Raw genomic sequence first — 23,611 nt, forward strand, 5'->3', positions numbered from 1 at the left:
CCATGCCTCTGACTCGCAAAGCCTACCGCGCCGCCATCCTGCACAGCATCGCCGACCCCGCTGAAGTGGGTATCGAAGCCTCGTACGAGTATTTCGAAGACGGCTTGCTGGTGGTCGATAACGGCCAGATCAGTGCCCTCGGTCACGCCAGCGAATTGCTGCCAACCCTGCCCGCCGATATCGAGATCACTCAATATCAGGACGCGCTGATCACCCCCGGTTTCATCGACACCCACATCCATTTGCCGCAAACCGGCATGGTCGGTGCCTACGGCGAGCAGTTGCTGGACTGGCTCAACACCTACACCTTCCCGTGTGAAAGCCAGTTCGCCGACAAGACTCACGCCGACGAAGTCGCAGACATTTTCATCAAGGAACTGCTGCGCAACGGCACCACTACTGCGCTGGTGTTCGGCAGCGTGCACCCGCAATCGGTGAACTCGTTCTTCGAAACAGCTGAACAGCTGGACCTGCGGATGATCGCCGGCAAGGTGATGATGGACCGCAACGCGCCGGACTACCTGACCGACACCGCCGAATCCAGCTACGTCGAAAGCAAGGCGTTGATCGAGCGCTGGCACGGCAAGGGTCGCTTGCACTACGCCGTGACGCCGCGTTTCGCCCCGACCAGCACCCCGGAACAACTGACCCTCGCCGGTCAGTTGCTGAGTGAATATCCGGACCTGTACATGCAGACCCACATCAGCGAAAACCTCAAGGAAATCGAGTGGGTAAAGGAACTGTTCCCGGAGCGCAAGGGCTACCTGGACGTTTACGATCACTACCAGTTGCTCGGCGAGCGCTCGGTCTTCGCCCACGGTGTGCACCTGTGCGATGACGAATGCGCACGATTGGCAGAAACCGGCTCGGCCATCTCGTTCTGCCCGACTTCGAACTTCTTCCTTGGCAGCGGCCTGTTCAACCTGCCGATGGCCGAGAAGCACAAACTCAATGTCGGCATCGGCACCGATGTGGGTGGCGGCACCAGTTTCTCGCTGCTGCAAACGCTGAACGAGGCGTACAAGGTCATGCAGTTGCAAGGGGCACGACTGAGCCCGTTCAAATCGTTGTACCTGGCGACGCTGGGCGGCGCACGAGCACTGCGGCTTGAGGACAAGATCGGCACACTACAACCGGGCACCGACGCGGACTTCCTGGTGCTGGATTACAACGCCACGCCGTTGCTGAGCTACCGCTTGAAGCAGGCGAACAACATTGCCGAGACGTTGTTTGTGTTGATGACGCTGGGGGATGACCGGACGGTGCTGCAGACGTATGCGGCGGGGAATCAGGTGCATCAGCGGTAAGGTTTTTCGGGCATAAAAAATCCCCCATCGCTTTTCAGCCCGGGGGATTTTTGTTGCCTGTCACATCGCCTTCGCGAGCAAGCCCGCTCCCACATTGGATCTCTGTCGTACACAAACAATGTGTGCGCTGAAGATCCAGTGTGGGAGCGGGCTTGCTCGCGAAGCAGGCGACTCGGTCTATCAGATTTTCGCCGGCGAACGCCCTGGCTTCTTGGTCTGCAACAAATGCGAGAACACCGCATGCAAATCATCCGACGCGCTTTCTTCGTCGAGGTTGAGTTTGCTGTCGATGTGGTCCATGTGATGCATCATCAGGTTCACCGCCAACTCACCGTTGCGCGCTTCGATGGCGTCGATCAGTTGGGTGTGTTCGTCATAGGAACAGTGCGAACGGTTGCCGCTTTCGTACTGCGCGATGATCAACGAAGTCTGGGACACCAGGCTGCGCTGGAAGCTGATCAGCGGTGCATTCTTCGCTGCTTCGGCCAGTTTCAGGTGGAATTCGCCCGACAGACGAATGCCGGCACCGCGATCGCCACGGGAAAAGCTGTCGCGCTCGTCGTTGACCATCTGGCGCAATTCGGCGATCTGCTCGGCAGTGGCGTGCTGCACGGCCAGTTCAGTGATTGCGCGCTCGACCAGACGTCGGGCGAGGAACACCTGGCGCGCTTCCTCGACACTCGGGCTGGCAACTACCGCGCCGCGATTCGGCCGCAACAGCACGACGCCTTCATGGGCCAGGCGCGACAGCGCGCGGCGAATGATGGTGCGACTGACCCCGAAAATTTCCCCCAGCGCTTCTTCGCTCAACTTGGTGCCGGGCGCCAGGCGCTGTTCGAGGATGGCCTCGAAGATATGCGCGTAGACAATATCGTCCTGGGTACCGCTGCGGCCGGCTTTGCCTGCTCGCGGTTGTTTCTTGAGGGGTTGCAACTGTTCGTTCATGGGCACTCGAGTCGGGAGAACTGCGGCGAATTGACCGTGACTGTAATACGGCACAGTGGGTCGCTGGCAAGTATCGCGTAAAAAACACCGCGATTGTACACAATGGATGGTGGCAACACGACTGTACGGCTGTTTGTCGCCTTTGCTGTATTGCAACGATTGCTTACGTTTGAGTTTAGGCTTATCCGCAGGATCCGCAGCGAATACGATCTCCTTGTAGGAGCGAGGCTTGCCCGCGAAGGCGTCGTGTCAGTTGACATCAATGTTGAATGACACGACGCCTTCGCGGGCAAGTCGGAACGCCGCACCGCTCGCTCCTACATGGGTTTGTGTTGCTTTGGGTATTTTCGTACGTATTAAGGAACACCGTTGTCATGAACGACGCCACGCACACGCAGCTCCGCCCATTAGCGGACACGTCCCCTTCTGCCATCGTCGCCGGGTTTATCGCGATGATGACCGGCTACACCAGCTCCCTGGTGTTGATGTTCCAGGCCGGGCAAGCGGCAGGCCTGACCAGCGGGCAGATTTCGTCGTGGATCTGGGCGATTTCCATTGGCATGGCGGTGTGTTCGATTGGCCTGTCCCTGCGTTATCGCACGCCGATCACCATTGCCTGGTCGACACCCGGTGCGGCGTTGCTGATCACCAGCCTGGGCGGTGTGAGTTACGGCGAAGCCATTGGCGCCTACATGACTTGCGCAGTGCTGGTCACCGTGTGTGGCTTGACCGGCAGCTTCGAACGCTTGGTGAAGAAGATTCCAGCCTCATTGGCCGCCGCGTTGCTGGCCGGGATTCTGTTCAAGATCGGCAGCGAAATCTTCGTCGCCGCCCAACATCGCACCGCGCTGGTGCTGGGGATGTTTTTCACCTACCTGGTGGTCAAGCGCCTGTCGCCGCGCTACGCGGTACTCGCTGCGCTGCTGATCGGTACGGCGCTGTCAGGGTTCATGGGGCTGCTGGATTTCAGCGCGTTTCACCTGGAAGTGGCGACGCCGGTCTGGACCACGCCGCACTTCTCCCTGGCCGCGACCATCAGCATCGGCATTCCGCTGTTCGTGGTGGCGATGACCTCGCAGAACATGCCGGGCATTGCGGTGCTGCGCGCCGACGGCTACACCGTGCCGGCCTCGCCGCTGATTACTACGACGGGCATCGCCTCGCTGCTGCTGGCGCCGTTCGGTTCCCACGGGATCAACCTGGCCGCCATCAGTGCGGCGATCTGCACCGGGCCGCATGCCCACGAAGACCGCAACAAGCGTTACACGGCCGCCGTGTGGTGCGGGGTTTTCTACGGGATCGCCGGGGTGTTCGGCGCGACGCTGGCGGCGCTGTTTGCCGCGCTGCCCAAAGAACTGGTGCTGTCGATTGCAGCGCTGGCGTTGTTCGGCTCGATCATCAATGGCTTGAGCATTGCCATGACCGAGGTGAAGGAGCGCGAAGCGGCGCTGATCACCTTTATGGTCACGGCGTCGGGGTTGACGCTGTTTTCCGTGGGTTCGGCGTTCTGGGGAATTGTGGCGGGGGTGTTGACGCTGGTGATTCTGAATTGGCGCAAGGCCTGAGGGCCCCTTCGCGGGCAAGCCTCGCTCCTACAAGGGCTTTGCGCGGTACCTGTAGGTGCGAGCGGTGCGGCGATCCGACTTGCCCGCGAAGGCATTCCCGAGATCGCCATGGCGGCCAAGCCATGCACCATCAAAAAGCAGGCATAAAAAAACGGCGACCCTTGGGTCGCCGTTTTTTATGACATCAAGCTACCGGATTGATCGGCTTTTCCGGGTACCAGACGTCGATCAGCGGGCTGACGGTGACTTCAGTCAGTTCGCTGCGGCCTTTGAGCCAGGCTTCAACAGCTGCACGCTGCTCTTCGGACACCGAGCCACGTTTCTGCAGGCAAACCAGACCGAAGTCGTCGCCGCCAACATAGCCCAGACCGTTGGCTTCCATGGCTTCTTTCAGGAACGCGTCGAGGAAAGCATCAATGGCTTCATCAGCCAAATCTTCTTTGAAATCCAGGTTCAGTTCGAAACCCAGCTCTTGAAATTCATCGACGCACAGTTTTTTGCGCAGACGCTGGGAACGGTTAGTCGCCATTGGAACAATCCTCATAAGTAATAACGGGCGGCACTTTAGCAGTTTAAGCCGCCAATTGCCCGACTCTCTGGGCGCAACGCGTTACCGCCGGTAAAAAAATAGCGGATTAGAAGGCGCGGGCACGGCACAAGCCGCTACACCTTGGGGCATAATGCCGACACTTTCATGACCACTGAGGGAAATTATCTTCATGCCCTCGTCTTTTTCCCCTCGGCTGTAGGGTTTTATTTCAGATGATCAAATCTTTGCGTCCACTGTTGCTGGCCAGTCTTCTTCTCCCGCTGGCCCTCCCCGTTTCCGCTGCTGCCATCAATACCGCGCTGTCGCCCAACGTCGAAAAAGCCCTCAAGGCCAGTAAGCTGCAGGACAACGCCCTGTCCCTGGTGATGATCCCGCTCAACGGCCCTGGCACCCCGACCATTTTCAACGCTGACGTCTCGGTCAACCCGGCGTCCACCATGAAACTGGTGACCACCTATGCAGCGCTGGAAATGCTCGGCCCGAACCACCAGTGGAAAACCGAGTTCTACACCGACGGCACCCTCAGCGGCGGCATTCTCAACGGCAACCTCTACCTCAAGGGTGGCGGCGATCCGAAACTGAACATGGAAAAACTCTGGCTGCTGATGCGCGACCTGCGGGCCAACGGCGTGACGCAAGTCACCGGCGACCTGGTGCTCGATCGCGGCTTCTTCGTGCAACCGCAACTGCCGGAGTTCAACGATGACGGCAATGACGAGAACAAACCGTTCCTGGTCAAACCCGATTCGCTGCTGGTCAACCTCAAGGCCCTGCGTTTCGTCGCGCGCAACGACAACGGCCGTGTGCTGATCTCGGTAGAGCCGCCGATTGCCAGCATCCGCATCGAAAACCAGGTCAAGGCCGTCAACACCAAGCAATGCACCGGTGGCGTGCGTTACAACCCGGTGACCCAGGCCGACGGCAGCGTCACCGTGACCGTCGGCGGGCAGTTGGGCGAAGGCTGCAGCTCGCAGACTTACCTGTCGCTGCTCGACCACGCGACGTACACCGCCGGTGCCGTCCGGGCGATCTGGAAGGAACTGGGCGGCAGCATTCAGGGCAAGGACGTTCTGGCACCCACGCCGAAAGACGCCAAGGTCCTGGCTCGCGCCTTCTCGCCGGACCTGGCGGAAGTCATCCGCGACATCAACAAATACAGTAACAACACCATGGCGCAGCAGCTGTTCCTGAGCCTGGGCCAGAAATTCCGCACCGATGCCGATGCCGATGACGCCAAAGCGGCCCAGCGCGTGGTGCGTCAGTGGCTGGCGAAGAAAGGCATTACCGCGCCGCACCTGGTGATGGAAAACGGTTCCGGCCTGTCCCGCGCAGAACGCGTGAGCGCCCGTGAAATGGCGGCAATGCTGCAAGCCGCGTGGCGCAGCCCGTACGCTGCCGAGTTCATCAGTTCGATGCCGATTGCCGGCACCGACGGCACCATGCGCAAACGCCTGAAGACCACCGCGATGCGCGGTGAAGCCCACGTCAAGACCGGCACCCTGAACACCGTGCGCGCGATCTCCGGCTTCAGCCGCGACGTCAATGGCAACACCTGGGCGGTGGTGGCGATCCTCAACGACAAGGCCCCGTTTGGCGCATCGTCAGTGCTGGATCAGGTGCTGCTGGACCTGTATCGCCAGCCGAAACTGCCTGATACGGCTTCGGTTCTGTAACCCGATCTGAAGAACACTGGAGATCAACTGTAGGAGCCGGCTTGCTGGCGATAGCGGTGGGTCAGTCGACAGGTGAATCGCCTGAACGAACGCCATCGCCAGCAAGCCGGCTCCTACAGAACGTTTGCGTGCAGCCGGGGGGGTTAATTCATCTCCCCCTGAACCCGATCCCGTCCCGCCTGTTTCGCCGCATACACCCCCGAGTCCGCCCGCAGCAGCAACGCATCCGCGCCTTCGTCGGCACGCCAACTGGCGATACCGAAACTCGCCGTGACGATCCCGACGTCGTCGATCGGCGAACTGCGCAAGCCCTGCCACAGTTCCAGCGCCAGCCCAAAGGCTTGTTCGCCGTCGATGTCCGGGCAGAGCACCATAAACTCTTCACCGCCCAGGCGACAGAACACATCGGTGCGGCGCAGGCGATTGCCGATGCGCTCGCACACCGCCTGCAACACCCGATCGCCCACGGCGTGACCATGCTGGTCATTGATGCGTTTGAAATGGTCGATGTCGAGCATGATCACCGACAACTCGCCGCCACCGCGCTCCACACGAGCCATCTCGGTGGTCAGCCGCTCCTGGAAGTAGCGACGGTTATGGATCCCGGTCAACGAGTCGGTGATCGACAGCGCCCTCAGCTCTTCTTCGACGCGCTTGAGGTCAGAGATGTCCGAGACGTAGCCATGCCAGAGCACGCCGCCACCGGGCAGTTCCTCCGGCGTCGCTTCACCACGCACCCAGCGCAGACCCCGCATCGGCAACTGCACGCGGTACTCTTCGCGCCACGGGCTGAGCGTGTCCGCCGACGCCCGGATTGAGGCGCGGACCCGGGTGGTGTCCTGGGGGTGAATCCGGGTGAAAATGGCTTCTGCGTTGAGCAGCATCACATCCGGTTCGAGCTCATAGATTTCGCGGATACCATCGCTGGCGTAGATCACACTGAAGCGCCCGTCGAATTCCATCTTGAACTGGTAAATCCCGCCGGGCACATGGGCGCTGAGTTTCTTCAAGAGCAAATCCCGAGCAGCGAGCGCTTCGTGCACGCGCTTGCGCTCGGTGACGTCGATGCAGATCGCCAGGTGCCCGACCCACAAACCTTGCTCGTCGAGCACCGGGGTCGCCAGCATGTTCACCGTCAACTGACTGCCATCGCCACGCACCAGCGTCCACTCCCGCGCCTCGTGACCGCCCTCCTCGCCGCCCTCGACCAACATCGCCTGGCAGGTCGGAATCGTTTTGCCATAACGTGTACTCAACTCGGCCGAACGCGCAGCAAGTTCCCGGGGCAGGTGCAGGTTTTCCAGGGTCATGTGCCCCACCACTTCCACGCTCGAGTAGCCGAGCATCTGCTCCGCCCCGGCGTTGAACGTGCTGATGACGCCGCGCAGGTCGGTGGCGATGATTGCCACCTGGGTCGCGGCATTCAATACGCCACGCAGTTGACCATGAGTACCGCGCAGCTCCTGCTCACGGGCGCGCAACTCCTGGGTCCGCTGCTCGACCATTTTCAGCGCGCGTTGCCGCTGACTGACCAACACATACAGCAGCGAGCTGAGCAGCAGACTGAGCAACCCGCCCAGCACCACCAGGCTGCTGACCGAAGAGTGGTTGGCTTGCAGAAAAGCCTCGCTGGGCTGGATGTCGACCTGATAGTCATGGTCGGCCAGCCGCAGCAGCCGGGTCGCGGACAACTCACTGACGGCAGGGCCGTTGGGCGATTCGTAAAGCACTTCGTGCTGATCGTCGGTGGACAGGTCGAGGATTCGCACCGACAGATAATCACGACCCGCTTCCGGCAAGCCATCGGCAAGCAACTGACGCATGCTGATCACCGCCATCACATAACCGTAAGGTTTCGTGTCTGGACTGCTGCGTGGAATGACCGGCGCCACCAGCAACACGCCCCGCGCATAGGCCGGCTCGATGGCGACGAGATGCATCGGTTGCGACACCGCCATCTGGCCATGCTGGTCCGCCCGGTCCAGGGTGGCACGACGCAGGGGCTGCGCCGCCAGGTCGTAACCCAACGGTGAGCCGAGCTTGCTCTGGGTCTGGCTGTACAGCACCACGACATACTCATCGCGTTCCGCTGCCAATTGCAGCTGACCGTCGGCATTGAGCTCACGAATGCTGAAATCGGATAAACCTTCTGCACGTACCCGACGCTCAAACTCCGCCCGCTCGGCACGACTGACCCGCAGGGCGAACGAATAGGCCTGTGTCCGGTGCAGCAAAGGTTGGGTGTAACCGTCGAATTCCTCGCGGGCAACCGAATCGGAATTGACAAAGAATCGGCGCAGGCCATCGAGGCGCTGCTCCTGATCTTCGAAACGTTCTTCGATACGGCTGTAACGTTCACTGGCCAGCAGTTGGAAACGTTGCCGCAATTGTTGGTGAAACAGATTCAGGGTCGACCAGGCGAGCAACCCGGTGAGAATCCCGCCGACGACCAATACAAACAACGCGACCAGCCAGGCCGAGACGTCTTCACTGATAAAACCCAGGATCTTTGGGCGCACGGCGTGCAACGACATAGAGGCAACTCAAAACGCCAGGTGCCGGAAAAGCCCATTGGCCATGCGATGAGTTATAGCTATTAGCCATCAATTTGACCAGCACTGAAAGAAGCCAAGAGCCTTTAAAAATCAAGGCTCTGTGGATCCAATGCAAAAAACTGTCAGCGCGCAGTGATTTTCCAGGCCCGGTGGATCTTGCCGTTGCGGGCGAAATCCGGATCGATGGTCTGGGTCGTAATCTCCTCGACCGCGTAACGCTCGGTGAGGTTTTCCTCGAGCGCGAACTTGCGGAAGTTGTTGGAGAAGTACAACACGCCACCCGGCGCCAGTCGCGCCATGGCCAGGTCGATCAACTGCACCTGATCTCGCTGCACGTCGAAGATCCCTTCCATGCGCTTGGAGTTGGAGAAGGTCGGCGGGTCGATGAAGATCAGGTCGAACTCGTCACGGCAGGCATCCAGCCAGACCATCACGTCGCTCTGCTCCAGACGGTTCTTGTCGGAGAAACCGTTCAGCGACAGGTTGCGACGCGCCCAGTCGAGGTAGGTTTTCGACAAGTCGACGCTGGTGGTGCTGCGCGCGCCGCCCTTGGCTGCGTGGACGCTGGCCGTCGCGGTGTAGCAATACAGATTGAGGAAGCGCTTGCCGGCCGCCTCTTTCTGGATGCGCATGCGCATTGGCCGGTGGTCGAGGAACAGCCCGGTGTCGAGGTAGTCGGTGAGGTTGACCAGCAGCTTCACGCCGCCTTCGTTGACCTCGACGAACTTGCCTTGCGCCGCCTGACGCTCGTACTGCTTGGTACCGCTCTGACGCTCGCGACGCTTGACCACTACGCGGTTCTTGTCGATGTTCAACGCCTGCGGAATGGCTGCCAGTGCATCAAACATGCGCGCCGAGGCTTTTTCCGGGTCGATGGATTTCGGCGCGGCGTATTCCTGAACGTGAACCCAATCCTGATACAGGTCGATGGCCATCGAGTATTCCGGCATGTCGGCATCGTAGACGCGGTAGCAGTCGATGCCTTCACGCTTGACCCATTTGCCCAGCGCCTTGAGATTCTTTTGCAGACGGTTGGCAAACATCTGCCCGCCTTCGCTCAAACGCGGTTGCTCGATCACCGGAGCGGGTACCGCGGCTGGTTTGATCGGATTACCGTTTTTGTTGTACTGGCGTTCCTGCGGCTCGTTCGGCGCCTGATCGTATTCCGCCTGTTCGCGCTCGACCTGACGCTGTTCCGGGGTACGACGCTCGCCGGTGACGAACTGATCCGGCGTGACCTTGATCAGCAGCAGCTTGCACGGCAACGCGCCGTTCCAGAACGAATACTGCTTGTGGCTGCGGATGCCCATGCGCTTGCCCAGGTCCGGCGCGCCGGTGAACACCGCCGCTTCCCAGTTCAGGCAGGCCTGACGCAGACGCTCGCCGAGGTTCTGGTAGAGGTAGAGCAAGCTCGCCTCGTCGCCCAGACGCTCGCCGTACGGTGGGTTGCAGATCACCAGGCCTTTCTGATTCTGGTCCGGACGCGGCTCGAAGGTACCGACTTCGCCCTGATAGATCTTGATCCACTCGCTCAGGCCGGCACGCTCGACGTTGTTGCGGCCCGGTTGAATCAGGCGCGGGTCGGCTTCGTAGCCACGAATCCACAGCGGTGGCTTGGCCAGACCGGCCGCAGCGCGCTCGGTGGCTTCTTCGTGAAGCTTTTTCCACAACGCCGGCACGTGGCCAAGCCACGCGGTGAAACCCCACTGCTCGCGACGCAGGTTCGGTGCCATATCGGCGGCGATCATCGCCGCTTCGACGAGGAACGTACCGACACCGCACATCGGGTCAGCCAGCGCGCCGCCGTCGGCGGCAATGCGCGGCCAGCCGGAACGGATCAGGATGGCGGCCGCGAGGTTTTCCTTCAGCGGCGCCGCGCCTTGCTGCAGGCGATAGCCGCGCTGGTGCAGGCTGTGGCCGGAGAGGTCGAGGGACAGGATCGCTTCGCCACGGTCCAGGCGCAGGTGAATACGCAGGTCCGGGTTGAGTTTGTCGATGGACGGACGGCCGCCCTGCGGGGTGCGCAGCTTGTCGACGATGGCGTCTTTGACTTTCAGGGCGCCAAAGTGCGTGTTGTCGATGCCCGAACCGTGACCGCTGAACTCGACGGCCAGGGTGCCGTCGTTGAGCATGTGGTCTTGCCACTCGATATCGAGCACGCCGTGATACAGGTCTTCGGCGTCCTTCATCGGGAAACGCTTGAGCACCAACAGCACCCGGTTCGCCAGACGCGACCACAGGCACAGGCGATAAGCGGTTTCCATGGTCGCCATGCCGCGCACGGCAGAGGTGTGCTCACGCGCTTCTTCAAGGCCAAGCCCGACGGCTTCCTCGATGAGCAGGCCTTCGAGGCCTTTTGGGCAAGTGAGGAAGATTTCGAATTGATCGGACATTGGAATTTCAGAGCCTTTGGCTAAGTGAACCGGCAACGCATTGCCGGCCCGGTTTTCAATCAGGCGCTTTTCTAAAAGAGCGCCCGCGTGGCACGAAGGTGTGCCGTCCCACCCGTGCTGCTCAGGTTAGAAGAGCTTAGATGCACGGGCAGATAAAAAAGTTGATGCAACAAAATGTCATAACTCGACCCTTCGTCGAATAATGCCCGGGACCAACGCGAGGCATTCTCACTAAAGGATTAACCCCTTCATCCTGCGGGGGGCCGATCATACAGGGCTTTGGCCAATAAACACGGGACAAACATCGTGTTACTTATGGCCATAGCATCTTTATGGTTACGTCCTTATGACAAAACGATCATTCCCTCGATGTGACGCATTGGTTAGAACTCAATACAGGTTGGCGCCACAACGGACGTCAACACCTTGGCTCGCCACGCCGGCAGCGAGCCCCCCAACGGCAGACATTTCTGCCAGACCTCGATTGAGGTCAACGCGATACATACAGTCAACAAGTGAGGGCAACACCCTATGAGAAGACTTAAGCGTGATCCGTTGGAAAGAGCATTTTTACGCGGATATCAATATGGCGTTGGTGGCAAATCCCGTGAGCTTTGCCCATTTACTCTACCGTCAGTACGCCAAGCCTGGATTAACGGCTGGCGAGAAGGACGCGGCGACAACTGGGACGGTATGACCGGCACTGCGGGAATCCATAGACTCAACGAACTTCACGCCGTCGGCTAACACAGGGCACACACTCCGACACGACAACCTGATTACGTAACGACTTACCACGCACGCCCCATCCGGGCGGCGGGCTTCGGCCCAAGGGCTCCTTCGAGGAGCCCTTTTTTATGCTTGCTCTTTGGCCAGCCCCCCCTGTAGGAGCCGGCTTGCCGGCGATGGCGTCCTATCAGGCAATACATGTGTCGCTGACCCACCGCTATCGCCAGCAAGCCGGCTCCTACAAGGGTTATGCAATGCTGCGAAAGCGATCTCGAAGACGCCAACGACCTTGTAGGAGCACGGCTTGCCGGCGAAAGCGATCGTCAGGACGCCTTCGCTGGCAAACGGAACGCCGCCCGGCCGCTCCTACAGGTACGGGGTTTAGCGCAGGGCGGCGATGGCGTCCACGGACTCGCGAATCAGCGCCGGGCCTTTGTAGATGAAGCCGGAATAGAGCTGCACCAGGCTCGCACCCGCCGCGATTTTCTCGGCGGCATGCTTGCCTTCGGTGATGCCACCCACGGCGATGATCGGCAAGCGACCCGCCAACTCAGCCGCCAGCACCTTCACGGTGTGGGTGCTCTTGTCACGAACCGGTGCGCCGGACAGACCGCCCGCCTCGTCACCGTATTCCATGCCTTCGACGCCGACGCGGCTCAGGGTGGTGTTGGTGGCGATCACCGCGTCCATCCCGGTTTCGATCAGCGCTTGCGCGACTTGTGCGGTTTCTTCGTCGGTCATGTCCGGTGCGATCTTGATCGCCAACGGAACATGTTTGCCGTGACGCAATGCCAGCTCGGCACGACGAGTCGCCAGGTCAGCCAGCAATTGCTTGAGCGAATCGCCGAACTGCAGGCTGCGCAGGCCCGGGGTATTCGGCGAGCTGACGTTGACCGTCACATAGCTGGCGTGGGCGTAGACCTTGTCCAGGCAGATCAGGTAATCGTCGACCGCACGCTCGACCGGGGTATCGAAGTTCTTGCCGATGTTGATGCCCAGCACGCCCTTGTATTTGGCCGCAGCCACGCGGGCCAGCAAGTGATCGACGCCGAGGTTGTTGAAGCCCATGCGGTTGATGATCGCCTCGGCTTCCGGCAGACGGAAAATCCGTGGCTTCGGATTGCCCGGCTGCGGACGCGGCGTGATGGTGCCGATTTCGACAAAACCAAAACCCAACTGGGCAAAACCGTCGATGGCCGCGCCGTTCTTGTCCAGACCGGCTGCCAGACCCACCGGGTTCGGGAAGTCCAGACCCATGACGCTTACCGGCATTTTTGCCGGCGCCTTGCACAGCAAGCCGTTGAGGCCCAAACGCCCGCCCGCGCCGATCAGGTCCAGGGACAGATCGTGGGAGGTTTCCGGGGAAAGTTTGAACAACAGCTGACGGGCCAGGGTGTACATGGGCGGCGTTGACTCGAATGGCGGCGAAATGAGGCGGCGATTATAGCCGGGCATCGGGGTCGCAAGCGAGGCGCGCGACAAAATCAGCAAGCGATGGCATATGCCTTGCACCAACACAGGCATCAGCACTCATGCCAACGGCGGGATGAGTGGAAGGACAATGGCGTCGTCACCCGGCTTTGCTTGCGCGAAGGCCTGGGACGACGCTTTTTTTGGAAGGTGTTTTGCCATGAATGAAACCACAGCGGGCCCTCTGGCCTGGGTCAACGGCAGCGATGCCCCGGAAAAGACCGACATCAACCTCGGTTTCATGGCCTTGAGCGATTGCGCCTCGGTGGTGGTCGCCGCCACTCAGGGCTTCGCCCAGCCCTACGGCCTGACCTTGAATCTCAAGCGCCAGTCTTCCTGGGCCAACCTGCGGGACAAACTGGTCAGCGGCGAACTCGATGCCGCCCACAGCCTGTACGGTTTGATCTACGCCGTGCACCTGGGCATCGGCGGCGTGGCGCCGACCGAAATGGCGGTGCTCATGGGCCTGAACCAGAACGGCCAGAGCATCAACCTTTCCCACGGTTTGCAGGCGTTGGGCGTGACCGGTCCTGAAGCACTGGATCGACACGTGCACCAAACTCGCCCAAAACTCACCTTCGCCCAGACTTTTCCGACCGGCACCCACGCCATGTGGCTGTATTACTGGCTGGCGAGCCAAGGCATTCATCCGCTGCACGACGTCGACAGTGTGGTGGTGCCGCCGCCGCAAATGGTCGCGCACCTGCAAGCCGGGCGAATCGATGGTTTCTGCGTCGGTGAACCGTGGTCCGCCAGCGCCGTGAAACACAATCTCGGCTTCACCATGGCAACGACCCAGACCATCTGGCCCGATCATCCGGAAAAAGTCCTCGGCTGCACCCGCGCCTTCGTCGAGCAATACCCCAACACCGCCCGGGCGCTGGTGAAGGCGATTCTGGAGGCCAGCCGCTTCATTGAAGAAAGCGTCGAGAATCGCCGCAGCACCGCGCAGTTGCTGAGCGCCCCCCAATACCTGGACGCGCCGCTCGACTGCATCGAACCGCGTTTGCTCGGCGACTACGCCGACGGCCTCGGCAACCAATGGCAAGACCCGCACGCGCTGCGCTTCCATGGCGCCGGCGAGGTCAATCAGCCTTACCTGTCCGATGGCATGTGGTTCATGACCCAGTTCCGCCGCTGGGGTTTGCTGCGCGACGACCCGGACTACCTCGCCGTGGCCCGTCAGGTCCAGCAACTAGACTTGTATCGAGAGGCCGCCAGCGCGGTCGGTGTCGATTCTTCGGCCAGGGAAATGCGCAGCAGCCAGTTGATCGACGGCAAAATCTGGGACGGCTCGGACCCGGCCGGGTATGCCCGCAGCTTCAAACTGCACGCCATGAGCGACAGCTCGCCCCTACTCGCCAGCCGCTGACAGGAGACTGCGAACATGTTGCGTATCCTGCTGATCAACGACACCGCGAAGAAAGTCGGCCGCTTGAAGGCCGCCCTGACCGAAGCCGGATTCGAGGTCATCGACGAGTCCGGCCTGACCATCGACCTGCCCGCGCGCGTCGAAACGGTGCGTCCGGATGTGATTTTGATCGATACCGAGTCACCGAGCCGCGATGTGATGGAGCAAGTGGTGCTGGTGAGTCGAGACCAGCCACGGCCAATTGTGATGTTTACCGACGAACATGACCCCGACGTGATGCGTCAGGCGATCAAGTCCGGGGTCAGCGCCTACATCGTCGAAGGCATCCACGCACAACGCTTGCAGCCGATTCTCGACGTGGCCATGGCACGCTTCGAAAGCGACCAGGCCCTGCGCGCGCAACTGCACGCCCGCGACCAGCAGCTGGCCGAGCGCAAGCGCATCGAGCTGGCCAAGGGGCTGCTGATGAAGATGAAGGACTGCAACGAAGAAGAGGCCTACACGCTGATGCGCCGCCAGGCCATGAGCCGGCAGCAGAAGCTGATTCAGGTGGCGGAGCAGATCATTGCGATGAGTGAATTGCTCGGCTGAAGGACGCCTTCGCGGGCAAGCCTCGCTCCTACAAGAGCAAGCGCAATACTTGTAGGAGCGAGGCTTGCCCGCGAATCGACGCGACTCGGTCTCACACTGTTGGCACAAATCTCGCTAAGCAATCACTACAGGTAACCAACGGCGGTTGCCCCACCTACGACAAAGACGTCGCTCACCTCATTTGCCCATGGCGAATCGGGTGGCGGCGTTTTTTTGTTTTGGCCCCACAGACCGGGGCCGGTGGTGCGGCCGTTGCGGCGCCCCACCTGCAAGCTCATGACTCCTTCTCGAGACGACTCACAGCTGAGGTGCGCGATGAATTCAAGCTTCTGGAAATCCGGCCATACCCCGACCCTGTTCGCGGCCTTCCTCTATTTCGACCTGAGTTTCATGGTCTGGTACCTGCTCGGCCCTCTGGCGGTGCAGATCGCCGCCGACCTGCACCTGACCACCCAACAACGCGGGCTGGTGGTGGCCACGCCGATTCTGGCCGGGGCCGTACTGCGCTTTATCATGGGCATGCTGGCGGATCGCCTGTCGCCAAAAACCGCCGGGCTGATCGGCCAGGTGATCGTCATCTGCGCCCTGTTCGTTGCCTGGAAGCACGGCATCCACAGTTACGAACAAGCGCTGCTGCTGGGCCTGTTCCTCGGCATGGCGGGCGCGTCGTTCGCCGTGGCCCTGCCGTTGGCGTCGCAGTGGTATCCGCCGCAGCATCAAGGCAAGGCCATGGGCATCGCCGGGGCCGGTAACTCGGGCACCGTGCTCGCCGCGCTGATCGCTCCGGTGCTGGCTGCCGCGTTCGGCTGGAGCAACGTGTTTGGCTTCGCGCTGATTCCGCTGATCCTGACCATCATCGTCTTCGCCTGGCTGGCCAAAAACGCGCCTGAGCGGCCGAAAGCCAAGTCGGTGTCCGACTACTTCAAAGCCCTGGGCGACCGCGACAGCTGGTGGTTCATGTTTTTCTACAGCGTGACCTTTGGCGGCTTCATCGGCCTGGCCAGCGCCCTGCCCGGCTACTTCAACGACCAATACGGCCTGAGTCCGGTGACTGCCGGTTACTACACGGCAGCCTGCGTGTTTGGCGGCAGTTTGATGCGGCCTCTGGGCGGCGCACTGGCCGACCGCTTCGGCGGGATTCGCACATTGCTGGCGATGTACACGGTGGCGGCGATCTGCATTGCGGCAGTGGGTTTCAACTTGCCGAGTTCCTACGCGGCGCTGGCACTTTTCGTCTGCACGATGCTCGGTCTGGGTGCCGGTAACGGCGCGGTTTTCCAATTGGTCCCGCAACGTTTTCGTCGAGAGATCGGTGTGATGACCGGTTTGATCGGCATGGCCGGTGGCATCGGCGGCTTCGCCCTCGCGGCAGGCATGGGCGCGATCAAGCAAAGCACCGGCAGTTATCAACTGGCGCTGTGGTTGTTCGCCAGCCTCGGCGTCCTCGCCTGGTTCGGCCTGCACGGCGTGAAGCGTCGCTGGAGAACGACTTGGGGTTCGGCGGCCGTCACTGCTGCGCGGGTGTGAGGGCTGAATGAGCCTGCAACTGAGTTTTGCCGAAGCCAGCGCCATCGGTCCGCGCGAGGAGAACCAGGACGCCCTGCGCCTGGTGACGCCGGCCCCGGCACTGGCGGCGAGCAAGGGTTACCTGTTCGCCATCGCCGACGGCGTCAGCCAGTGCGCCGATGGCGGTCTCGCGGCGCGCTCGACCTTGCAGGCACTGGCGCTGGACTACTACGCCACCCCGGAAACCTGGGGTGTCGCCCAGGCACTGGATCGTTTGCTGCTGGCGCAAAATCGCTGGTTGCAGGCCAATGGCGGTGGGCAACCGCTGTTGACCACTGTCAGCGCCCTGGTCATGCGCGGCAGGCGTTTTACCTTGGCGCATGTCGGTGACTGCAGGGTTTATCGCTGGCACGCCGATCAATTGCAGCGGGTCACGGAGGACCACGTCTGGGACCAACCGGGCATGCAGCATGTGCTCAAACGGGCGCTCGGCCTCGACCAGCATCTGGTGCTGGATTTTCTCGATGGCGAACTGCGGCTGAATGAGCATTTCGTGCTGCTCAGCGACGGCATCTGGGCTGTGCTGGGCGACACCGCTATTTCGGCGATTCTGCGCGATCAACCGGATCTGCACAGCGCCGCGCAAACCCTGGTGAATGCGGCGCATCTGGCGGGCAGTCAGGACAACGCCAGCGCATTATTGGTGCGGGTCGACGCCCTCGGTGAAACGAGCATCGGCGATGCGTTGATTCATGTGCAGCAATGGCCACTGCCGCCAGCGCTGAAACCGGGCCAGACGTTTGAGGGCTGGCACGTCGAAGGAATACTCGGCCAAAGCCAGCAGTCGCTGCTCTATCGGGTGCGCGACGCTCAGCAACAACCCTGGCTGCTGAAAACCCTGCCCGGCGCGTTGCGCGACGATCACCTGGCCGGGCAAGCCTTGCTGTCGGAGGAATGGTTTCTCAAGCGCGTGGCCGGCCGGCATTTCCCTGAAGTCCATGCCGCCAGTCAGCGTCAGCATTTGTACTACGTGATGCGTGAATATTCCGGCTCGACTTTGGCGCAACTGGCTGAGCGAACCACAACGCTGCCGCTGGCCCAATGGCAGGATCTGGCGGAACGTTTGCTGCGGGCGGTCGGTATGCTGCATCGACGGCAGATTCTGCATCGCGACATCAAACCAGAGAATCTGCTGCTGGGGGATGACGGCGAGCTGCGATTGCTGGATTTCGGCCTGGCCTACTGCCCTGGCCTGTCTGAAGATCAGGCCTCGACCCTGCCCGGAACCCCCAGTTACATTGCGCCGGAAGCTTTTCGCGGTGACGCGCCGAGCCCGCAACAGGATCTGTATGCGGCCGGCGTGACCTTGTATTTCCTGCTCACCGGGCATTATCCCTACGGCGAAATCGAAGCGTTCCAGCGTCCACGGTTTGGTGTACCGGTCAGCGCCAGTCGCTACCGCCCGGACCTGCCCGAGTGGATCGCACAAAGCCTGGAGCGCGCGGTGGCGGCGGACCCCGCGGAGCGATTCGAAACCGCGGAAGAATGGTTATTGGTGCTGGAACAGGGTGAACGACGCAGTTTGAGCGTGCGGCCCCGGCCGCTGCTGGAGCGCGAGCCAGTGAAGGTCTGGCGGACGTTGGCGTTGGTGGCGCTGCTGGTGAATGTGGTGCTGCTGGTTTTGCTGTTTCGCGGCTAGACCGAGTCGCGTCCTTCGCGAGCAAGCTCAGCTCCTACAGGTTGCGGGTTGATCGACCTGTAGGAGCTGAGCTTGCTCGCGAAGGCGGACTGACAGCCACCACACATCCATCAACAACCCGCTCCATTAGCGGGCACCACGCTTCGATTCGGTGCAGAAGCCCCCTTTGATTAAGCACTCCGAGCCAACAAAACCGGGTGCAGGACAACTTGGCACAACCACTGCATTACCTCTCTCAACAGACATAAAGCCCAGCCTTCAACGACGAAGGATGCGCTTCCCGAGAGAACGGGACCAGGACAAAGGCGTCCTCGCTAGGCAACTAGCGAGACGCCTTTTTTTGTTTGCGCAAAATTTGTCGAGCACGACCTGAACGCCCTGTCGAGGCAGGTCCGAGCTCCCCGGAGAACCTGATGAAAAAACTAAAACTGGTGATGATCGGCAACGGCATGGCCGGGGTTCGCACCCTGGAAGAGCTGCTCAAGCTGAGCAACGAGCTGTACGACATCACGGTCTTCGGTGCCGAACCCCATACCAACTACAACCGCATCCTGCTGTCGCCCGTACTGGCCGGCGAGCAAACCTTCGAAGAGATCGCGCTCAACGACCTGGACTGGTACCTGGACAACAACATCAAGTTGCTGCTCAACCGCAGAGTCGTAGAGATCGACCGGATCAAACGTCGGGTCATCGCCGACGACGGCACCGAGGCCGAATACGACCGCCTGCTGATTGCCACCGGCTCGACCCCGTTCATCCTGCCGATCCCGGGCAACACGTTGCACGGCGTAATCGGCTACCGCGACATCGCCGACACCCAAGCCATGATCAACACCGCAAAAACCCACAAGCACGCGGTGGTCATCGGCGGCGGCCTGCTCGGCCTGGAAGCGGCCAATGGCCTGATGCTGCGCGGCATGCACGTCACCGTGGTGCACAACGGCGAATGGTTGCTGGAACGGCAACTGGACAACATCAGCGGCCGATTGCTGCAAACCGCGCTAGAAGACCGTGGCCTGCACTTTCGCCTGCGCGAGCAAACCCAGACCCTGCACGATACCGGCAATGGCCGGGTCGGCTCGGTCGAGTTCAAGAACGGCGAGCGCATCCCCGCCGACCTGGTGGTGATGGCCGCCGGCATCCGCCCCGCGACCGAACTCGCGGAACGCTCCGGGCTCCCGTGCAACCGTGGGATTCTGGTCAACGACACCCTGCAAACCTACGACCCACGGGTTTACGCCATCGGCGAATGCGCCAGCCATCGCGGCATCGCCTACGGCCTGGTGGCGCCGCTGTTCGAACAGGCCAAGGTCTGCGCCAACCATCTCGCACAGCTTGGCTTCGCCAGCTACAAAGGCTCGGTGACCTCGACCAAATTGAAAGTCACCGGCATCGACCTGTTCTCCGCCGGCGATTTCATGGGCGGCGAAGGCACCGAAACCATCACCCTTTCCGACCCGATCGGCGGGATCTACAAAAAACTGGTGATCAAGGACGACGTGCTGGTCGGGGCCTGCCTGTACGGCGACACGACCGATGGTGGTTGGTATTTCCGGCAGATTCGCGAGAACCGAAATATCGACGAAATCCGCAATCACCTGATGTTTGGTGAAACCCTGCGGGAAGCCAGCTGATGAACCGCCAGATCACCGCCTCCACCTGTTGCTACTGCGGGGTCGGCTGCGGCGTGCTGATCGAGCATGACGGCGAGCGCATCCTCGGCGTCAGCGGCGATCCGGCCCACCCGGCCAACTTCGGCAAGCTGTGCAGCAAGGGCTCGACCCTGCACTTGACCGGCGACCTCGCGGCCCGAGCGCTGTACCCGGAACTGCGCCTGGGCAAAGGCCTGGCCCGCAGCCGCACCGACTGGGACACCGCCCTTGATCACGCTGCCAGCGTGTTCGCCGAAACCATCGCCGAACACGGCCCGGACAGCGTGGCGTTTTACATCTCCGGGCAGTTGCTGACCGAGGATTACTACAGTTTCAACAAACTGGCGCGAGCGTTGGTCGGCACCAACAACATCGACAGCAATTCGCGCCTGTGCATGTCATCGGCAGTGGTCGGCTACAAGCGCAGCCTCGGCGCCGATGCACCGCCATGTAGTTACGAAGACCTTGAGTCAAGCGACTGCGTGATGATCGTCGGCAGTAACATGGCCTACGCCCACCCGGTCCTGTTTCGTCGCCTGGAAGAGGCCAAATCCCGCCGACCACAGATGAAAGTCATCGTCATCGATCCGCGTCGTACGGATACCTGTGACCTGGCTGACCTGCATCTGGCGATTCTTCCGGGCACCGATGTCGCCTTGTTCCATGGGATTTTGTACCTGCTGCTGTGGGAAGACTGGATCGACCGCGACTTCATCGAGGCCCACACCGAAGGCCTGGCCGAACTGAAGAACCTGGTACGCGATTACACGCCGCCAATGGTCTCGCAGCTGTGCGGGATCAGCGTCGAGCAACTGCAGCAATGCGCCGAGTGGGTCGGTACCTCGCCAAGCTTTCTGTCGCTGTGGTGCATGGGTATGAACCAGTCCACCGCCGGCAGTGCAAAAAACAGTGCCTTGATCAACCTGCACCTGGCCACCGGGCAGATCGGCCGTCCTGGCGCAGGACCTTTCTCCCTGACCGGTCAGCCAAATGCCATGGGTGGCCGCGAAACCGGCAGCCTGTCGAACCTGCTGCCGGGCCATCGCGAAGCGGCCAATGCCGAGCATCGTGCAGAAGTCGCAGCCTACTGGGGCGTGGATCAACTGCCGGCAAACACCGGGCTCACGGCGATCGAACTGTTTGAGCAGGTTCGCAACGGCACCATCAAAGCCCTGTGGATCGCCTGCACCAACCCCGCGCAATCGATGCCAGACCAGAGCGCCGTGCGCGAGGCGCTGCAAGCCTGCCCGTTCGTGGTGTTGCAGGAAGCCTTTCGCACCACCGAAACCGCCGCGTTCGCCGACCTGCTGCTGCCTGCCGCCAGTTGGGGTGAAAAGGACGGCACGGTGACCAACTCCGAACGGCGGATTTCCCACGTTCGCCGGGCGATTGTCGCCCCCGGAGAAACGCGTTCCGACTGGGCAATTACAGTGGATTTCGCACAACGCCTGGAAAAATACCTGCGTCCCGGACAACCCAGTCTGTTTGCGTTCGACACCCCGGCACAGGTCTTCGATGAGTACAAACTCCTGACGCGCGACCGGGATCTGGACTTGTCCGGCATCAGTCATGAGCTGATTGATCGTCTCGGTCCACAGCAATGGCCGTTTCCCGCCGGCGCCCGTGAAGGGACGGCCCGACTGTATCGGGACGGAATTTTCCCGACTGCCAACGGGCGTGCCCGGTTCTTGGCCGATCCGTACCTTGCCGCCAAGGAACAACGCGATGGGCAATTCCCGCTGACCCTGATCACCGGCCGCCTGCGCGATCAATGGCACGGCATGAGCCGCACCGGCACTGCCGCGCAGTTGTTCGGTCATGTCAGCGAAGCCGTGCTGAGCCTGCACCCGGATGAATTGCATCGCCATGGACTGCAACCGGGAGAACTGGTCAGTTTGAAAAGCCGTCGCGGCGCGGTGATTGTCGCCGTCGGCAGCGACGACAGCGTGCGTCCGGGACAGGCGTTTCTGCCGATGCATTGGGGCGACCGGTTCCTGAAGGGCGGGGTCAATGCGCTCACCCAACCGGCATTCGATCCGTTGTCGAAACAACCGGAACTCAAACACAGCGGCGTACGAATCGACCCCGTGCATTTGCCCTGGAACCTTTTCGTACTGATTGAGGGCGATGTTCAACAGCATTTTGAGACGCTACGACCGCTCTGTGAGGCGTTTTCCTACGTCAGCCTCAGCCTCGCCGGTCGTGAGCGCCCTGCGTTGCTCATACGCGCTGCCAGCGCCACAGCGCCAGATCCGCAATTGTTATGCGAAATCGACCGTTGCCTTGGGCTCAATGAAGGTCCGGTCCTGGCGTACGACGACCCACGGCGCGCCATCGGCAAACGGGTGCGGATCGAGCACGGCCGGATCACCGCGATTCGCCTGGCCGGCGAAACACTCGCGCAGCACTGGCTGCAGGACCTTTGGCTGGAAGGTCGCGCCGATGAACAGCTGCGGCGGTGGCTGCTTGCACCGCTGAGCGCACCACCGGGCAACGCCACCACATCGGTTGCCGGCACTAAAACCCTGTGCAACTGCAAAAACGTCAGCCAAGGCGCGGTCTGTGCCGGTATCCGTCGAGGCCTGGATTTGCAGGGGTTGAAACAGGAATTGGGCTGCGGCACGCAATGCGGCTCGTGCGTACCGGAAATCAAGCGTTTGCTGGCCGCCACGGCACAGCCGATCGCCGTCATCTCGTGAGGAAAACACTATGAACGCAAAAGTCTGGCTGGTGGGTGCGGGTCCTGGTGACCCGGAATTGCTGACCCTCAAAGCCGTCAGGGCGCTGAGCGAAGCGGATGTGGTGCTGATCGACGATCTGGTGAATGGCGCCGTGCTGGAACATTGCCCGCAGGCGCGGATCATTCCGGTGGGCAAGCGCGGTGGTTGTCGCTCGACGCCTCAGGCGTTCATTCATCGATTGATGCTGCGTTATGCCCGCCACGGCAAATGCGTCGTGCGGCTCAAGGGTGGCGATCCGTGCATTTTTGGGCGGGGCGGTGAAGAAGCGCAGTGGCTGCGCGAACGCGGGGTCGACGTGGAGTTGGTCAATGGCATCACCGCCGGGCTCGCCGGTGCGACGCAATGCGATATTCCATTGACCCTGCGGGGCGTGGCGCGCGGCGTGACGCTGGTCACCGCCCACACTCAGGATGGCAGCAGCCTGAATTGGCAAGCCCTGGCGCAAAGTGGCACAACGCTGGTGGTGTACATGGGCGTGGCGAAGCTCAGTGAAATTCGCGAGCAACTGCTGGCCGGAGGGATGGCGGCGGATACGCCGGTGGCGATGATTGAAAACGCTTCCTTGCCGCATCAACGGGAATGTCGGAGCGATCTGACAGCGATGGAGGAAGATGCCTGCGACTTTGAGTTGAAAAGCCCGGCGATTCTGGTGATCGGTGTTGTAGCGGCACACCCCGAAACCTGTAGGAGCCAGCTCGCTGGCGAAGAACCTGAGATCACCTCAGCGTGTCAGGCTTAACGCGTCATCGTTGACGACCATCGCCGGCAAGCCGGCTCCTACAGGGGGCCGGTGATTCGAAAACCCAAATCGCAGGCAAAGAAAAGCCCGGCCTAAGCCGGGCTTTTCTCAGAGCTGCGGGCTA

15 protein-coding genes and 1 pseudogene are annotated in these 23,611 nt (G+C 61.3%); 11 read left to right on the forward strand and 5 right to left on the reverse strand.

The window, feature by feature from the left end:
* The first annotated feature begins 2 nt into the window (after positions 1 to 2).
* A complete protein-coding gene (gene guaD / locus ACYZUC_RS10675) occupies positions 3 to 1,307 on the forward strand; it encodes a guanine deaminase (RefSeq protein WP_461995587.1) in 1,305 nt (434 codons plus the stop codon).
* A gap of 180 nt (positions 1,308 to 1,487) precedes the next feature.
* Here the strand turns inward: guaD and ACYZUC_RS10680 are convergent, their stop codons facing one another.
* Positions 1,488 to 2,252, reverse strand: a complete 765-nt coding sequence (locus ACYZUC_RS10680; RefSeq protein ID WP_008027375.1) for a GntR family transcriptional regulator — start codon at positions 2,250 to 2,252, stop codon at positions 1,488 to 1,490.
* A 374-nt stretch (positions 2,253 to 2,626) separates the two neighbouring features.
* Between ACYZUC_RS10680 and ACYZUC_RS10685 the strand changes: the two genes are divergently transcribed.
* A complete protein-coding gene (locus ACYZUC_RS10685) occupies positions 2,627 to 3,817 on the forward strand; it encodes a benzoate/H(+) symporter BenE family transporter (protein WP_461995589.1) in 1,191 nt (396 codons plus the stop codon).
* A gap of 184 nt (positions 3,818 to 4,001) precedes the next feature.
* On the opposite strand, the gene ACYZUC_RS10690 is transcribed toward ACYZUC_RS10685, so the two are convergent.
* A complete protein-coding gene (locus tag ACYZUC_RS10690) occupies positions 4,002 to 4,346 on the reverse strand; it encodes a YggL family protein (protein ID WP_008027379.1) in 345 nt (114 codons plus the stop codon).
* A gap of 233 nt (positions 4,347 to 4,579) precedes the next feature.
* On the opposite strand from ACYZUC_RS10690, the gene dacB reads away from it, so the two are divergent.
* The gene (dacB, locus tag ACYZUC_RS10695; RefSeq protein WP_461995591.1) at positions 4,580 to 6,040 is read left to right on the forward strand and encodes a D-alanyl-D-alanine carboxypeptidase/D-alanyl-D-alanine endopeptidase; all 1,461 of its coding nucleotides are present in this window, start codon (positions 4,580 to 4,582) and stop codon (positions 6,038 to 6,040) included.
* Between the two features lie 143 nt (positions 6,041 to 6,183).
* Here dacB and ACYZUC_RS10700 read toward each other — a convergent pair whose 3' ends face one another.
* Both ACYZUC_RS10700 and rlmKL read right to left on the reverse strand, forming a co-directional pair.
* A complete protein-coding gene (locus ACYZUC_RS10700) occupies positions 6,184 to 8,574 on the reverse strand; it encodes a sensor domain-containing diguanylate cyclase (RefSeq protein WP_461995592.1) in 2,391 nt (796 codons plus the stop codon).
* Positions 8,575 to 8,717: 143 nt separating this feature from the next.
* Entirely contained in the window at positions 8,718 to 10,988 is a 2,271-nt protein-coding gene (gene rlmKL / locus ACYZUC_RS10705) for a bifunctional 23S rRNA (guanine(2069)-N(7))-methyltransferase RlmK/23S rRNA (guanine(2445)-N(2))-methyltransferase RlmL (protein WP_461995595.1), read from the reverse strand.
* 531 nt (positions 10,989 to 11,519) lie between these two features.
* Here rlmKL and rmf point away from each other — a divergent pair.
* Complete coding sequence (gene rmf / locus ACYZUC_RS10710; protein WP_003223300.1) at positions 11,520 to 11,735, forward strand: ribosome modulation factor; 216 nt, start codon at positions 11,520 to 11,522, stop codon at positions 11,733 to 11,735.
* A 363-nt stretch (positions 11,736 to 12,098) separates the two neighbouring features.
* On the opposite strand, the gene ACYZUC_RS10715 is transcribed toward rmf, so the two are convergent.
* On the reverse strand, positions 12,099 to 13,118 hold the full coding sequence (locus ACYZUC_RS10715; protein ID WP_032832392.1) for a quinone-dependent dihydroorotate dehydrogenase: 1,020 nt from the start codon (positions 13,116 to 13,118) through the stop codon (positions 12,099 to 12,101).
* A 229-nt stretch (positions 13,119 to 13,347) separates the two neighbouring features.
* Here ACYZUC_RS10715 and ACYZUC_RS10720 point away from each other — a divergent pair, with 229 nt between their 5' ends.
* The 7 genes and pseudogenes from ACYZUC_RS10720 to cobA all read left to right on the forward strand — a co-directional run bounded on the left by ACYZUC_RS10720 (position 13,348) and on the right by cobA (position 23,487).
* The gene (locus ACYZUC_RS10720; RefSeq protein WP_461995597.1) at positions 13,348 to 14,559 is read left to right on the forward strand and encodes a CmpA/NrtA family ABC transporter substrate-binding protein; all 1,212 of its coding nucleotides are present in this window, start codon (positions 13,348 to 13,350) and stop codon (positions 14,557 to 14,559) included.
* Positions 14,560 to 14,574: 15 nt separating this feature from the next.
* Positions 14,575 to 15,150, forward strand: a complete 576-nt coding sequence (locus ACYZUC_RS10725) for an ANTAR domain-containing response regulator (protein ID WP_008027390.1) — start codon at positions 14,575 to 14,577, stop codon at positions 15,148 to 15,150.
* Between the two features lie 315 nt (positions 15,151 to 15,465).
* A complete protein-coding gene (locus ACYZUC_RS10730; RefSeq protein WP_461995599.1) occupies positions 15,466 to 16,677 on the forward strand; it encodes a nitrate/nitrite transporter in 1,212 nt (403 codons plus the stop codon).
* Between the two features lie 7 nt (positions 16,678 to 16,684).
* Complete coding sequence (locus ACYZUC_RS10735; protein ID WP_461995601.1) at positions 16,685 to 18,355, forward strand: protein kinase domain-containing protein; 1,671 nt, start codon at positions 16,685 to 16,687, stop codon at positions 18,353 to 18,355.
* Positions 18,356 to 18,768: 413 nt separating this feature from the next.
* A pseudogene (locus ACYZUC_RS10740) lies at positions 18,769 to 19,968 on the forward strand (NAD(P)/FAD-dependent oxidoreductase); the annotation flags it as partial.
* 20 nt (positions 19,969 to 19,988) lie between these two features.
* A complete protein-coding gene (locus tag ACYZUC_RS10745; protein WP_461995603.1) occupies positions 19,989 to 22,706 on the forward strand; it encodes a nitrate reductase in 2,718 nt (905 codons plus the stop codon).
* A 10-nt stretch (positions 22,707 to 22,716) separates the two neighbouring features.
* Entirely contained in the window at positions 22,717 to 23,487 is a 771-nt protein-coding gene (gene cobA / locus ACYZUC_RS10750; protein WP_461995605.1) for a uroporphyrinogen-III C-methyltransferase, read from the forward strand.
* The last annotated feature ends 124 nt before the right edge of the window (positions 23,488 to 23,611 follow it).

It is taken from the genome of Pseudomonas sp. GT1P32, from assembly GCF_054897805.1.